Below are 16643 nucleotides of genomic sequence, written 5' to 3' on the forward strand. Positions count from 1 at the left end.
ACCGCCGTGGACCTCCGCAACCGGCTGGCCGCCACCGTCCAGCGTCGGCTGTCCCCGTCGCTGGTGTTCGACTTCCCCACCCCGCGAGCCCTCGCGGCCCACCTCCGCGCTGAGTTGGTCGGATCCGCCACGGTCGACCCGGTGTTCGCGAACCTCGCCCAACTCCACACCACCCTGTCGTCCCTGGACGCCGACGACGCCGTCCGGGAACGGCTCGTGGCCCGGCTCCAGGGGCTGGTGTCCGTACTGACCAGCAACACGGCCTCCGGGGACCGGGAACCGGAACCAGACGACAGCGACATCGAGTCCGCCACCGCGGCTGAGGTGCTCGCGATTCTCGACAACGAACTCGACGACTCGGCACCACCGTCCGGGCCGCAGGGAGGTAGCGCAGAATGACCGAGGACGCCAAGCTCCTTGACTACCTCAAGCGTGCGACGACGGAACTCCGCCAGACACGGCGGCAGCTGAAGGAGTCCGAGGCGCGTCAGCGGGAACCGCTGGCGATCGTGGCGATGAGCTGCCGGTTCCCCGGCGGTGTCGCCTCCCCCGAGGACCTGTGGGACCTCGTCGCCGCCCGCGCTGACGCCATCTCCGACTTCCCCACGAACCGGGGCTGGGACCTCGACGCGCTCTACGATCCGGACCCCGACAACTCCGGCACCACCTACGTTCGCGAGGGCGGATTCCTCTCCGACGCCGACCAGTTCGACGCCGAACTGTTCGGCATCAGCCCCAGAGAAGCGCTCGCCATGTCCCCGCAGCAACGGCTGCTGCTGGAGACCTCCTGGCAGTTGTTCGAGCGCGCCGCCCTCGATCCGACGGGCCTCACCGGACGTCGGATCGGCGTGTTCGTCGGCCTGAACGGACAGGACTACGCCACCCGGCTTCCCACCGTTCCGGAGGAGGTCGAGGGATACCTCGGCATCGGCACCGCGGCGAGCGTGGTGTCGGGGCGGCTGTCGTACGTGTTCGGGCTGGAGGGCCCGGCCGTGACGGTGGACACCGCCTGCTCGTCCTCGCTGGTCGCTATGCACCTGGCCGCGCAGGCGTTGCGGTCGGGTGAGTGTTCGCTGGCGGTCGCGGGCGGTGCGACGGTCATGTCCGCCCCTGACACCTTCGTGGAGTTCAGCCGCCAGCGCGGGCTGGCGCCCGACGGCCGGTGTAAGGCGTTCGCCGCCGGGGCTGATGGCACGAGCTGGGGCGAGGGCGTCGGACTCGTGCTGCTTGAGCGCCTTTCCGACGCGATGGCCAACGGCCACCAGGTCCTTGCCGTGTTGAGCGGTTCCGCCGTCAACCAGGACGGTGCGTCGAACGGTTTGACGGCGCCGAACGGCCCGTCCCAACAGCGCGTCATTCGACAGGCGTTGAGCAACGCAGGCATCGCGGCCATCGACGTCGACGTGGTGGAGGCGCACGGCACCGGCACCTCGCTGGGCGACCCGATCGAGGCGGACGCCCTGCTGGCGACCTACGGGCAGGATCGCGCGGGGGGTCGTCCGTTGTGGCTGGGTTCGGTGAAGTCGAATATCGGTCATACGCAGGCGGCTGCTGGTGTGGCGGGTGTCATCAAGATGGTGATGGCCATGCGGCACGGGAGCCTTCCCGCGACGTTGCATGTGGATGAGCCGTCGCCGCATGTGGATTGGTCGTCGGGTGAGGTGCGTTTGTTGACGGAGTCGGTGCCGTGGGAGGTGTCGGACTCGCGGGTGCGTCGTGCGGGGGTGTCGTCGTTTGGTGTGAGTGGGACGAACGCGCACGTGATTTTGGAAGAGGCTCCGGCGTTGGAGGAGTCCGCTGAGGTCGTGGAGTCCGGTTCGGGTTCTGACGTTGTTTCTGGGCTTGTGGCGGGGGAGTTGGGCTTGGTGCCGTGGGTGGTGTCGGGTCGTGGGGGTGTGGGGTTGCGGGGTCAGGCTGCGCGGTTGGCGGGGTTTGTGCGGGAGCGTGTGGTGGCGGGTGAGCGGGTTGATGTGGCGGGTGTGGCTGCGGGGTTGGTGGGGCGTGCGGGGTTGGAGGATCGGGCTGTGGTGGTGGGTTCGGGTGTGGAGGGGTTGTTGTCGGGGTTGGATGCGGTGGCTGAGGGCGGGGTTTCGGTTTCAGCTTCGAGTGTTGGTGTTGAGGGTGTGGTTGTGGGTTCGTCTGTGGGTGGGAAGTTGGCGGTGTTGTTTACGGGGCAGGGGTCGCAGTTTGTGGGGATGGGTGCGGAGTTGTATGGGCGGTTTGGTGTGTTCGCTGGTGTGGTGGATGAGGTGTGTGAGGTGGCGGATGGGTTGTTGCCTGGGCCGTTGCGTCCGGTGTTGTTCGGCGAGGACGGTCAGGACGGTGTGGGCGGGGACGGTCAGGACGGTGTGGGTGGGGATGGTGGGGGCGGTGTGGGTGAGGGGTTGTTGGGGGAGACGGTGTTTGCGCAGGTGGGGTTGGTGGCGTTGGAGGTGGGGTTGTGGCGTGTGTTGGAGGAGTGTGGGGTGTGTCCGGATGTGTTGATTGGGCATTCGGTGGGGGAGGTCAGTGCGGCTGTGGCGTCGGGTGTGTTGAGTTTGTCGGATGCGGTGCGGTTGGTGTGTGCGCGGGGGAGGTTGATGCAGGGGTTGGCGTCGGGTGGGGTGATGGTTTCGGTGGCGGCGCCGGTGGCGGAGGTTGAGGGGCGGGTTGAGGGGTTGGAGGGTGTGTGGATAGCCGCCGTGAATGGTCCGGAGGCGGTGGTGCTGGCGGGGGAGGCGGAGGCGGTTGGTGGTGTGGTGGGGATGTTGTCGGGTGAGGGGTTTCGGACGCGGTGGTTGCCGGTCAGTCACGCTTTCCATACCCCGTTGATGGACCCGATTTTGGAGGAGTTCGCTCGGGAGATCGCTGGTTTGTCGTTCGGTCCGGGGCGGATTCCTGTGGTTTCCACGGTGTCGGGTGGGGTGGTGGGTTCGGATTTTGGTGGTGTGGCGTATTGGGTGGAGCATGCGTGTCGGCCGGTGCGGTTTGGTGATGCGGTGGGGGTGGCGCGGGGGTTGGGTGTGCGGGTGTGGGCTGAGGTGGGTCCGCAGCCGGCGTTGACGGCGGTGTTGGGTGGGTGTGAGGGGGAGGTGTCGGCGGTGTTCATGCGTCGTGGGCGGGACCAGGTGGCGGGGGTGCTGACTGGTTTGGCCCGGCTGCATGTTCATGGGGTGGGGGTGGATTGGCGGCGGCTTCTGCCCCGGGGTGCGGGGTCGGTGGAGTTGCCGACGTACGCCTTCCAGCGGCGCCGGTACTGGCTGGAGGCCACCGCAAGTGCCGAGGCGGAGACCCTCGTTGATGCCGGAAGTATCGCGTTCTGGGAGGCCGTCGAGCGTCAGGACCTGGCGGCGCTGGGGCTGGACGAGAACACAGTCCCGGCCGAGGTGCTTCCCGCGCTCTCGGCGTGGCGGCGCACGTATCAGGAACGCCAGACCGTGGACGGCTGGCGGTACCACGTCGCGTGGCGGTCCGTACCCGAGCCCAACTCGCGTGAAATGAGCGATACATGGCTGCGCAGTACCTGGCTCGTCGTCGGTCATGAGGGCGGAGAGACGGCGCGGCTGGTGGAGATGGTGGGGCGTGCGGGGGCGCGGGCGGAGGTGCTGACCGTCGAGCCGGGGACCGACCGGGCGCTGCTCGCGGACCGGCTGCGCGCGATGTCGGCGGACGGCGAGCCGCTCGCGGGCGTGCTGTCCGCGCTGACTCTGCCGGGTGGCAGGCCGCTTGACCACGAGGTCTCGCTCGCGGACAGCCTGGCCCTGCTCCAGGCGCTGGGCGACGTCGGGGTGGGCGCGCCGCTGTGGTGTCTCACCAGCGGTGCGGTGGGCACGGGTGGTACGGACACGGTGTGTGAGCCGGAGGCAGCGGCGGTGTGGGGGCTGGGCCGGGTCGCCTGTCTGGAGCACCCGGACCGTTGGGGTGGACTGGTCGATCTACCGTCCCTGCCCGATGAGTTGGCCTACCGGCTGCTCGCCCTCGTGCTGTCGGGCGCCACGGGTGAGGACCAGGTCGCCGTACGGGACGCCGGGCTGTTCGCCTGCCGACTGCGGCGTGCCCCGTCCGGCGCCGCCACCGCCGCCACGGTCGGGGGCGCGTCCGGGGAGGGCGAGCCAGGCTGGTCGTCGCGGGGTACCGCGCTCATCACCGGCGGAACCGGTGCGCTGGGTGGGCACGTTGCACGGTGGCTCGCGGAACGGGGTGTCGAACACGTCCTGTTGCTCAGCCGCCTGGGACCGCACGCGCCGGGCGCCGCCGATCTTCGGCGGGACCTCGAAGCGCTGGGCGCGCGCGTCACCATCCGCGCCTGCGACATCAGCGTGCGCGCAGAGTTGGCTGAGGCCGTAGCCGCCGTACCGGCCGACTGTCCGCTGACCACGGTGGTGCACGCCGCCGCCGTGCTGGACGACGCCCCGCTGTCGGCGCAGACCCCCGACCGTCTGGGCGCGGTGCTGCGCGCCAAGGCGACCTCGGCCCGGTACCTGGACGAGTTGACGCGCCAGTTGCCGCTGACGTCCTTCGTCCTGTTCTCCGCCTTCGGGGGCGTGCTCGGCAGCGCCGGACAGGGCAACTACGCGGCGGCCAACGCCGTGTTGGACGCGCTGGCCGAACAGCGCCGGGCCGCCGGACTGCCCGCCACCGCCATCGCGTGGGGCGCGTGGGCCGGTGACGGGATGGCGGCGCGGTCGTCGGCCACCGCGCTGCGGCTACGGCGTACCGGGGCCCGGCCGATGGCGCCCGACCTCGCGCTCGCCGCGATGGGCCGGGCGCTGGAGTCGGGGGAGACCACCGTCGCGGTCGCGGACCTGGACTGGCCGCGCTTCGCCCGCACCGTCACCGCGGCGCGGCGCAACCCGCTCCTCGACGAGCTGCCGGATGCCTGGAACACCGAGGCAGTGGGAGGCGGTTGGTCCCCTGAGGTCGCCAACGCCCTTCTACCGGAAGCTGTTCGGCGGCTCGGCGCCCTGTCCGGAGCCGAACGGAACGCGGCGCTGCTCGACCTCGTCCGAGAACAGGCCGCCGCGGTCCTGGGGCACGCGGAACCTACGGGCATTGGCTCCGAACGCCCCTTCCGGGACCTGGGGTTCGACTCGCTGACCGGTCTCGACCTGCGTAACCGGCTGGCCGCGGCCACCGGTCTGACACTGCCCGCCACGCTCGTCTTCGACCACCCCACCGTCGGCCAGCTCACCGCGCACCTTGACAGCGAACTCCACACCGAACACGTCGAGTTCGCAGAGGGAACGCCGGAGCGTGGCACGTACCTGCCCGCCGGGGCGGAGACTGACGAGCCCATCGCGATCGTCGCGGTCGGCTGCCAACTACCCGGCGGCGTACGGTCGCCCGAGGAGCTGTGGACGCTCCTCGCGGACGGCGTCGACGCGATGGACGAGTTCCCCACTGACCGGGGCTGGGACCTGGCCCGCCTTTTCGACGCGGACGCGGACCGGCCCGGCACCTCCTACGTCCGGCACGGCGGATTCCTGTCCGGCGCGGCCGAGTTCGACGCCGCCTTCTTCGGCATCAGCCCGCGCGAGGCGGTGGCGATGGACCCGCAGCAGCGGTTGCTGCTGGAGACGTCCTGGGAGGTGCTGGAGCGCGCCGGTATCGACCCCTCGACGCTGCGGGGCAGCCGTACGGGCGTGTTCGCCGGGACCAACGGACAGGACTACGCCGGGTTGTTGGCCGACGTCCCGGACGGCGAGGACTTCGCGGCCACCGGCAACGCGGCGAGCGTCCTGTCCGGCCGGGTGGCGTACGTGCTCGGGCTGGAGGGCCCGGCCGTGACCGTCGACACCGCCTGCTCCGCCTCCCTGGTCAGCATCCACCTGGCCAGCCAGGCCCTGCGCCGCCAGGAGTGCTCCCTCGCCCTGGCGGGCGGGGTCACCGTGATGTCAACTCCCGCCGCGTTCGTCGGCTTCAGCCGCCAGCGTGGACTCGCGCCGGACGGACGCTGCAAGCCGTTCTCCGCGCGGGCCGACGGCACCGCCTGGGGCGAGGGCGTGGCCGTCCTGCTGCTGGAACGGCTCTCCGACGCCCACCGCAACGGCCACCCCGTCCTCGCCATGGTCCGCGGCTCCGCCGTCAACCAGGACGGCGCCAGCAACGGGCTGACCGCGCCGAACGGGCCAGCGCAGCAGCGGGTCATCCGTGCCGCGCTCGCCGACTCCGCGCTCACCCCCGGCGACGTCGACGCGGTCGAGGCCCACGGCACCGGCACGGTGCTGGGCGACCCCATCGAGGCGCAGGCCCTGATCGCCGCCTACGGCGACCGACCCGCCGACCGGCCGCTGCGCATCGGCTCCATCAAGTCGAACATCGGGCACACGCAGGCCGCCGCGGGCGCGGCCGGGGTGCTCAAGATGGTGCTGGCCCTGCGGCACGGGACGCTGCCGCGCACGCTGCACGCCGACGAGGCGTCCCCGCACGTCGACTGGACGGCGGGCGAGGTCTCGCTGCTGGCCGAGTCCGTGCCGTGGGAACGCGACGGCCATCCCCGCCGCGCCGGTGTCTCGTCGTTCGGAGTGAGCGGCACCAACGCCCACGTCATCATCGAAGAGGCCCCCGACCTCCCCACCACCGAACCCGGCCCCGCGCTCGTCCCCGGACCTGTCACCGAACCCGTTGTCGCCGACGCGGAGTTGGCGGACCAGGACCCGGTGACCGGCCCGCCGTCGGAAGAGGCGCCGCCGTTCCTGCTGTCCGCCCGCGACGCCACGACCCTGGCGGCTCAGGCCGACCGCCTCCACACACACCTCACCACCCACCCCCGGTTGACGTTGCCGGACGTCGCCCACTCCCTCGCCACCACCCGCGCCGCCCTGGAACACCGAGCCGTGGTCCTAGCCCCCGACCGCGACCAACTCCTCAGCTCTCTCGCCGCGTTGGGCGACGGCGAGCCCGCCCCCGGAGTCCTCCGGGGAGTGGCCGCTGAGCCCCGCGTCGCCGTGCTCTTCGCCGGACAGGGCAGCCAGAGCGTCGGCATGGGCCGTGCCCTCCACAGCCGGTACCCCGAGTACGCCGCCCGGCTCGACGAGGTGTGCGCCGCGTTCGCCCCCCACCTGGACCGGCCGCTCCTCGATGTCCTGCACGCCGAACCCGGCACCGACGAAGCGGAGTTGCTGGACCAGACGCACTACACCCAACCCGCCCTGTTCGCCGTCGAGGTGGCGCTCTACCGACTGCTGGAAGGATGGGGCCTCCGTCCCGACTACCTGCTCGGCCACTCCGTCGGTGAACTCACCGCCGCCCACGTCGCCGGAGTCCTCAGCCTTCCCGAGGCGGCACGGCTCGTGGCCGCCCGCGGCCAGCTCATGTGGGACCTGCCAGCGGGCGGCGCCATGCTCTCTGTCAACGCCGCCCCCGAGGACCTGGCCCCCCTACTCGACGGCAGGGCACACGAGATCAGCGTCGCGGCGGTCAACGGCCCCGCCGCCACCGTCCTGTCCGGCGACGAGCACGCCATCCGGGACATCGCCGCACACTGCGCCGAACAGGGCCTCAAAACCCGCCGGTTGCGCGTAAGCCACGCCTTCCATTCCCACCACATGGACGACATGCTCGCCGCGTTCGACGACGTCGCGAGCCAACTCGACCTCAGGCCCCCACGCGTGCCGATCGTGTCCAACGTGACCGGCACCGCCCTCACCGAGGACCAGGCCACCTCGTCCGACTACTGGGTCCGGCACGTACGGGAAGCCGTCCAGTTCCGCGACGGTATCCACTGGCTGCACTCCCGAGGCGTCACCGTCTTCCTCGAACTCGGCCCGGACGGCGTGCTGTCCGGTATGGGCACCGAATGCCTCACCGGCACCGGCACCGGCACCGGCACCGGCACCGAGGTGGCGTTCGTTCCGGCGCTGCGCCACGCCTGGCCGGAACCCCGCGCCGTCACCGCCGCCATCGGTGAACTCCACACGCACGGTGTGCCGTTGGACTGGTCCGCCATCACCACCGGCTGGGGCGGCCAACGCGTCCCCCTGCCCACCTACCCGTTCCGCCGCCGCCGCTACTGGCCGGAGCACACCACCTCCCCGACCGCCCCGCCGCCCACCAACGACCCCACCGAGACCCGCTTCTGGACCGCTGTCGACCAGCAAGACCTCGCGTCACTCACCGCCGCGCTCGGAGTCGACGAGACGACCCCCCTCCCCGAACTGCTCCCCGCGCTCTCCACCTGGCGCGGCCGCCGCAAGGACGAGTCGGCCGTCCAGACCTGGCGTTACCGGGTCACCTGGCGCCCCCTCACCGAACTCCCCAACAGGCCCCGCCTCAGCGGTACCTGGCTCGTCGTCGCCCCCTCGGGCTCCGACAGCGAACCCGTGACGGCGAGCGCGCTCGCCGCCCTCACCCGCTGCGGCGCACACCCCCAACTCCTCACCGTGGACCCCGCGGACACCCACGCCGACACCGCACTGCGCACCGCACTCACCGCGACCGACCACCCACCGGCCGGAATCCTCTCGCTCCTCCCGCTGGACCGCCGACCACACCCCGGCCGTCCCGAACTCACCGCGGGCCTCACCGGAACCGTCCTGCTGACCCGGACCCTCGCCGAGACCGACAGCGAAGCGCGCCTCTGGTGCGTGACACGGGGCGCCGTCGCCGCCGACCGGATCACTCCCGTCAACGACCCCGCACAGGCGCAGATCTGGGGCCTCGGCCGGGTCGCCGCGCTGGAACACCCCCGGCACTGGGGCGGACTCGCCGACCTGCCGTCCGAGCCCGACGACACCAGTTACGACCGGCTGTGCGCCGTACTCGCCGCCGGAACCCGCGAGGACCAGGTCGCCATCCGGCCCACCGGTGTCCTCGGACGGCGCCTCACCCGTCCCACCACACCCGCCACCGGCGTCTGGCAGCCCCGGGGCACCATCCTGGTCACCGGCGGAACCGGAGGCATCGGCGCCCACGTCGCCCGCTGGCTGGCCCACTCCGGCGCCGACCACCTCGTACTCGCGAGCCGTGGCGGCCCCGACAGCCCCGGCGCCGCCGAACTCGCCGCCGAACTAGGCCCCCGCGTCACCATCGCCGCCTGCGACGTCACCGACCGGCGGGCGGTCACCGACCTCACCACCCGGATGGCCGCCGCCGGCCACCCCATCCGTGCCGTGTTCCACGCCGCCGGGATCAGCCGCCACGCCCCCGTCGCGGCCACGACCCCAGAGGAGATCGCGGACACCGTCGCCGCCAAGGTCGTGGGCGCCACCGTCCTGCACGAGGAGTTCGCGGACACCACACTCGACGCGTTCGTCCTCTTCTCCTCCATCGCCGCCGTCTGGGGAAGTGGCGGCCAGGCCGCCTACGCCGCCGCCAACGCACACCTGGACGCCCTCGCCGAACTCCGCCGCGCCCAGGGCCTCGTAGCCACCTCCGTCGCCTGGGGCGCCTGGGCGAACGTCGGCATGGCCGCCACCGAAGAGGCGGCCGGGCAACTCCGCCTCCGTGGCATAAGCGTGATGGACCCGGACCGGGCCGTCCTGGCCCTGCGCCAGGCCCTGGCCGACGAGGAACCCACCATCACCGTCGCTGACGTGGACTGGAAGCGTTTCACCCCCCTGTTCACCGGGGCCCGACCCAGCCCCTTCCTCAGCGACCTGCCCGACGCGGCACACGAGTTGGTCGAGCCCGATGAGCAACCCACCGGCATATCGGGCGATATGAGTCAGCGCGTCGCCTCCCTCCCGGAGGCTGACGGCACCCAACTGCTCCTGGATCTCGTACGATCCGAAGCCGCCGCCGTCCTCGGCCACACCAACCCGGACGAGATCGACCAGAACCGCGACTTCCGGGGCCTCGGCTTCGACTCCCTCACCTCCATCCAGCTCCGCGACCGGCTGACCACCGCCACTGGCAGCGCACTGCCCGCCACTCTCGCCTTCGACCACCCCACCCCCGCCGCCCTTGCCAGCCAACTCCGCGTCACCCTGCTCGGCCTGCGACCGGACCGGCCCACCACCACCCCGGCACGGTCCGGCGACACCGCCGAACCCATCGCCATCGTCGGCATGAGCTGCCGTTACCCCGGCCACGTCGCGTCGCCGGAAGACCTGTGGAACCTGGTCGCCACCGGCGGCGACGCCATCAGCGCCTTCCCCTCGGACCGCGGCTGGGACCTGGACGCCCTCTACAACCCCGACCCCGAGCACAGCGGTACCTCCTACGCCCGCGAGGGCGGATTCCTCGCCGAAGCGGGTGAGTTCGACGCCGCGTTCTTCGGTATCTCGCCGCGTGAGGCGCTGGCGATGGACCCGCAGCAGCGGTTGCTGTTGGAGGCGACGTGGGAGGTGCTGGAGCGCGCGCACATCGATCCGGAGTCCCTGCGGACCAGTCCCACCGGCGTGTTCGTCGGCACCAGCGTCCACGACTACGTCTCCCTGCTCGGCGGAGCGGGCGGCGCTGCCGAAGGCCACCTCGCGACCGGCAACGCGGCGAGTGTGGTGTCCGGACGGCTGGCGTACGTCTTCGGCCTGGAGGGTCCGGCCGTGACGGTGGACACCGCCTGTTCCTCATCCCTGGTGTCCCTGCACCTGGCCGCCCAGGCCCTGCGGTCCGGCGAGTGCACGCTGGCCCTCGCCGGTGGAGCGACGGTGATGTCCACCCCCGGCGCCTTCATCGAGTTCAGTCGTCAGCGGGGGTTGGCGCCTGATGGTCGGTGTAAGCCGTTCGCATCGGCGGCGGATGGTACGGGGTGGGGTGAGGGCGTCGGTGTTCTGCTGCTGGAGCGGTTGTCGGACGCGGTGGCCAACGGTCATGAGGTGTTGGCGGTGGTGCGAGGTTCGGCGGTGAATCAGGACGGTGCGTCGAACGGTTTGACGGCGCCGAACGGTCCGTCCCAACAGCGCGTCATCCGGCAGGCGTTGAGCAACGCAGGCATCGCGGCCATCGACGTCGACGTGGTGGAGGCGCACGGCACCGGAACCTCGCTGGGTGATCCGATCGAGGCCCAGGCGCTGCTGGCGACCTACGGGCAGGACCGCGCGGGGGATCGTCCGCTGTGGCTCGGATCCGTCAAGTCCAACATCGGCCACTCACAGGCTGCTTCGGGCGTGGCGGGTGTGATCAAGATGGTGATGGCCATGCGGCACGGGAGCCTTCCCGCGACGTTGCATGTGGATGAGCCGTCGCCGCATGTGGATTGGTCGGCGGGTGAGGTGCGACTGCTGACCGAACCCATGGCCTGGCAGGGCGAAGGACGAACACGTCGTGCGGGGGTGTCGTCGTTTGGTGTGAGTGGGACGAACGCGCACGTGATCTTGGAGGAGCCGCCCTCCCCGGCGACGTCCGTTGAGGTGGAGTCGGTTTCTGTGGTGGGGGAGTTGGGGTTGGTGCCGTGGGTGGTGTCGGGTCGTGGGGGTGTGGGGTTGCGGGGTCAGGCTGCGCGGTTGGCGGGGTTTGTGCGGGAGTGTGTGGCGGCGGGTGAGCGGGTTGATGTGGCGGGTGTGGCTGCGGGGTTGGTGGGTCGTGCGGGGTTGGAGGATCGGGCTGTGGTGGTGGGTTCGGGTGTGGAGGGGTTGTTGTCGGGGTTGGATGCGGTGGTTGAGGGCGGGGTTTCGGTTTCAGCTTCGAGTGTTGGTGTTGAGGGTGTGGTTGTGGGTTCTTCTGTGGGTGGGAAGTTGGCGGTGTTGTTTACGGGGCAGGGGTCGCAGTTTGTGGGGATGGGTGCGGAGTTGTATGGGCGGTTTGGTGTGTTCGCGGGTGTGGTGGATGAGGTGTGTGAGGTGGCGGATGGGTTGTTGCCTGGGCCGTTGCGTCCGGTGTTGTTCGGCGAGGACGGTCAGGACGGTGTGGGCGGGGACGGTCAGGACGGTGTGGGTGGGGATGGTGGGGGCGGTGTGGGTGAGGGGTTGTTGGGGGAGACGGTGTTTGCGCAGGTGGGGTTGGTGGCGTTGGAGGTGGGGTTGTGGCGTGTGTTGGAGGAGTGTGGGGTGTGTCCGGATGTGTTGATTGGGCATTCGGTGGGGGAGGTCAGTGCGGCTGTGGCGTCTGGTGTGTTGAGTTTGTCGGATGCGGTGCGGTTGGTGTGTGCGCGGGGGGTTTTGATGCAGGGGTTGGCGTCGGGTGGGGTGATGGTTTCGGTGGCGGCGCCGGTGGCGGAGGTTGAGGGGCGGGTTGAGGGGTTGGAGGGTGTGTGGGTAGCCGCTGTGAATGGTCCGGAGGCGGTGGTGCTGGCGGGGGAGGCGGAGGCGGTTGGTGGTGTGGTGGGGGTGTTGTCGGGTGAGGGGTTTCGGACGCGGTGGTTGCCGGTCAGTCACGCTTTTCATACCCCGTTGATGGACCCGATTTTGGAGGAGTTCGCTCAGCGGATTGAGGGTTTGTCGTTCGGTCCGGGGCGGATTCCTGTGGTTTCGACGGTGTCGGGTGGGGTGGTGGGTTCGGATTTTGGTGGTGTGGCGTATTGGGTGGAGCATGCGTGTCGGCCGGTGCGGTTTGGTGATGCGGTGGGGGTGGCGCGGGGGTTGGGTGTGCGGGTGTGGGCTGAGGTGGGTCCGCAGCCGGCGTTGACGGCGGTGTTGGGTGGGTGTGAGGGGGAGGTGTCGGCGGTGTTCATGCGTCGTGGGCGGGACCAGGTGGCGGGGGTGCTGACTGGTTTGGCCCGGCTGCATGTTCATGGGGTGGGGGTGGATTGGCGGCGGCTCCTGCCCCGGGGTGCGGGGTCGGTGGAGTTGCCGACGTACGCCTTCCAGCGGCGGCGGTATTGGGTGGATGGGGTTGTGGGGTCTGGGGTTTCGGGGTTGTCGGGGTGGGGGTTGGTGGGTGGGGGGCATGGGGTGTTGGGTGCGCGGGTGTCGTTGGCTGGTGGGGGTGTGGTGTGGGTGGGTGGTTTGTCGGTGGTGGGGCAGTCGTGGTTGGTTGATCATGGTGTGGGTGGTGTGGTGGTGGTGCCGGGGACGGCGTTTGTGGATGTGGTGGCGTATGTGGGGGGTGAGGTGGGGTGTGGGTGTGTGGAGGAGTTGATGTTGCGGGCGCCGTTGGTGGTGTCTGAGGGTGAGGGTGCGCGGGGTGTGGTGGTGCAGGTGGTGGTGGAGGATGCGGATGGGGAGGGTCGGCGTGGGGTGAGTGTCTACTCCCGTCCCGATACCGCAACCAGCACCAGTACCAGCGGCGGGTCCAGCAGTGGAGCCAGTAGTGGTTCGCCGGGTGGGGGTGAGGTGTGGACGTTGCATGCGACGGGTGTGCTCGCGCCGACTCCCGTCAGTGCGGAGGGGTTTGTGCCGGAGTGGGGGTGGCCGCCGTCGGGTGAGGTGGTGGCTGTTGAGGGGATCTATGATCGGTTGGCTGGGGGTGGGTTTGATTATGGTCCGGTGTTTCGGGGGTTGCGGGGGGTGTGGCGGGATGGGTGGGATGTGTTCGCGGAGGTGGTGTTGCCAGATGATCCGGCGGGTTATGTGGTGCATCCGGCGTTGTTGGACGCGGTGTTGCATGCGTTGGCCGTCACCGCTGGCGGTGACGGGGAGGTCGCTGAGTTCGAGGGTGGGATGCCGTTCGCGTTCAGTGGTGTGACTGTCTATCGGTCTGGTGCGCGGACGCTGCACGCGCGGCTGCGGCGTCAGGGGTCCGATGGGGTATGTGTGGAGGCTGTTGATCCGAGCGGGCAGCCGGTTGTCACCATCGACTCCCTCGTCTTCCGGCCGGTGAGCGAGGCGGCGCTCAACCCGGTACGGGATACGCCCCTGCGGATGCGCTGGGACCAGGCGACGGTCGTCACGTCCGTTGCTGGGGAGAGCGAACCCCCGGGCGTGAACGGGGAGTTCGCGCTGGTGGGGGAGGGGTGGCACTCCGGTGTGGACGCGGCGCTGTCGGCGGTGGAGAGCGGTGCGGACGTACCCTCCTGGGTGATCCTGGACCTGCCCGACGGCGGTGACTCCGGCACGGTGCCGGAGCGTGCCCGCACCGCGACGGAGTGGCTGCTGGGCCAGTTGCAGGCGTTCCTGGCCGCGCCCGCGTTGGCGGACGCGCGGATGCTGATCCGTACCAGGGGCGCCGTCATCACGGGTCCGGGCGACCGGGACGTGGATCCGGCCGTCACCGCCGTGTGGGGGCTGGCGAGGTCGGCCGCGGCGGAGAACCCGGACCGGATTCACCTGCTCGACACCGACACCACCGGCAGCCCCGGCAACCCCGGTATCACCGGCAGCGCTGACAGCACCGATGCCACAGACGCCCGGGACGGCAGTGTCTTGGCTCGTCCAACCGGTCCTACGGGGAGCGTTGTTGGGGCGGAGGCCGCAGGCGGTGAGGTCGGTGTGCGGGAGCTGCTCACGGCGGTGGAGGCGGCCGGAAGGGAGCAACTGGCTCTGCGCGGCGGTGTGTTGCTCGCCCCGCGTCTCGTCCCACTCGACGACGACGTGCTGTCGGTTCCGGACGGGACGAACTGGCGGCTCACCCCGGGCGGCGACACGCTCGACGGTCTGCGTCTCGTCGCCGACGGGGCCGCGCCGACGCCGTTGGCCTCCGGTGAGGTGCGGGTGGCGGTGCGTGCCGCGGGGCTGAACTTCCGGGACGTGATGGTCGCCCTCGGAATGTACCCGGGGCGTGCCGCGCTGGGCGCGGAGGGCGCCGGGGTGGTGACCGAGGTCGGTTCGGGTGTTGCCGAACTGGCTGTCGGGGACCGGGTGATGGGGCTGATGCCGGAGTGCTTCGGACCGTTCACGACGGTGGACGCCCGAATGGTGGCCCCCGTACCGGGGGACTGGACGTTCGCGGAGGCGGCGTCCGTCCCGATCGTCTTCCTGACCGCCTGGTACGCGTTGTGTGATCTGGCGGGTCTGCGGGCGGGTGAGCGGGTGTTGGTGCATGCGGGTGCGGGTGGTGTGGGGATGGCGGCGGTTCAGGTGGCGCGGTATCTGGGGGCGGAGGTGTTCGCGACGGCGCATCCGAGTAAGTGGGGGACGTTGCGGGCGTTGGGGGTGGCGGAGGATCACATCGCCTCGTCGCGTGATCTGGACTTCGGTGGGCGGTTCGCCGAGGTGACGGAGGAGCAGGGGGTGGATGTGGTGCTGAACTCCCTGGCGGGGGAGTTCATTGACGCGTCGCTCGAACTGCTGCCGCGTGGCGGTCGGTTCATCGAGATGGGCAAGACCGACGTCCGGGACGGGACGTCCCTGCCGCCCGGCGTCACCTACCGCACCTTCGACCTCGCCGACCCGCCACCGGAGCGCATCGGCGCCATGCTGTCCGAACTGCTCGCCCTCCTCGCGCGGGGCGAGTTGGAGCCGCTGCCCCGTACGACCTGGGACCTGCGCGCGGCGCCCGCCGCGTTCCGGTACCTCGGGCAAGCGAAGCACACCGGCAAGCTGGTCCTGACCGTGCCCACGCCGCTCGACCCGGACGGCACCGTCCTGGTCACCGGCGGCACCGGCACCCTCGGCGCGCTGGTGGCCCGGCATCTGGTCACCGAACACGGCGTGCGGCACCTGCTGTTGGCGGGCCGACGTGGTCCCTCCGCGCCGGAGGCGGCCGAACTCGTCGAAGAACTGGAACGGTTGGGCGCCGAGGTCCGTGTGGCCGCCTGTGACGTGTCGCGCCGGGACGAGGTCGCCGCCCTGCTCGACGGCGTCGACCCCGGCCACCGGCTTACCGGCGTGGTGCACGCCGCCGGAGTGGCCGACGACGCCGTCATCGGCTCGCTGACCCCGGAACGCGTCGCCACGGTCCTCGCCGCCAAGGCCGAATCGGCCTGGCACCTACATGAGTTGACCCGCGACGCCGACCTGGCCATGTTCACCCTGTTCTCCTCGGTGGCCGGTCTCGTCGGGGCTCCCGGACAGGGCAACTACGCCGCCGCCAACACCTTCCTGGACGCGCTCGCCGAACACCGTCACGCCCGTGGACTGCCCGCGCAGTCCCAGGCGTGGGGACTCTGGGCGCAGCGCAGCGGAATCAGCGGGCACCTCACGGACGACGACCTGGCCCGCGTCGCGCGTTCCGGGATGGTGCCGCTGACCAGCGAGGCCGGCCTGCGGATGTGGGACCACGCCCGCGACCGCGCCGACCTGCCCCACCTGGCACTGCTGCAACTCGACCCACGCCACCGGCAGACGCACCCGCTGCTGGCCGACCCGTCCGGAACCGCCGGACGTACGACCCGCGCACGTGGCGCCACGGCCGGTGATGGGCGGGCCGCCCGCGAGCGATTGGCCACCCTGACCGGCGCCGAACGCCGCCGGGCACTGCTCAACCTGGTGCGGGAGCACGCGGCGGGGGTCCTCGGCCACCCCGACATCGAGACCGTCGAGGACGAACGGGCCTTCAAGGACCTCGGGTTCGACTCGCTGACCGGCATCGAGCTGCGTAACCGGCTCAACGCCGCCGTCGGAGTGTCGCTGCGGGCCACCCTGGTCTTCGACCATCCGACCCCGGCCGCCCTCGCCGACCACCTGGACCAGCGGGTCACGGCGGACGCCGGGGCCTCGGCCACCACCGGCGAGGCGGACACGTCCGACGAGGACCTCACCGAGGCCGAGTTCCGCCGGGCACTGGCCACCATCCCCTTCCAGACCATCCGCGACGCCGGACTCACCGGCCCGCTGCTGCGGCTCGCCCGCGGCGACGACCGTCCCCCGGCCGAGCCGGAGGACGACCGACCCGGAGAGATCGATGCCATGGACGCCGACGAGTTGATCCGCATCGCCCTCGACACGCTCGACGACTGACGCATCCGG

2 protein-coding genes (1 of these 2 running past the window's edge) are annotated in these 16643 nt (G+C 70.9%); both read left to right on the forward strand.

From position 1 onward, the window contains the following. On the forward strand, positions 1-399 hold the final stretch of the coding sequence (locus E0L36_RS27560; RefSeq protein ID WP_308416714.1) for an SDR family NAD(P)-dependent oxidoreductase. It extends 13227 nt beyond the left edge of the window; 399 of the gene's 13626 nt are visible here — the last part of the coding sequence; the start codon falls outside the window, past its left edge; the stop codon is at positions 397-399. Continuing rightward, positions 396-16634: a type I polyketide synthase gene (locus E0L36_RS10225; RefSeq protein WP_180928721.1), complete on the forward strand. Its 16239-nt coding sequence runs from the start codon at positions 396-398 to the stop codon at positions 16632-16634. The genes E0L36_RS27560 and E0L36_RS10225 overlap by 4 nt, the downstream gene beginning before the upstream one ends. Positions 16635-16643 lie beyond the last annotated feature (9 nt).

The organism is Streptomyces sp. AJS327, assembly GCF_013450295.1.
Classification (GTDB): domain Bacteria; phylum Actinomycetota; class Actinomycetes; order Streptomycetales; family Streptomycetaceae; genus Streptomyces.

Coding starts and splice junctions, on each gene's coding strand:
- E0L36_RS10225 (WP_180928721.1), top strand. CDS start 396: ATGACCGAGGACGCCAAGCTCCTTGACTACCTCAAGCGTGCGACGACG.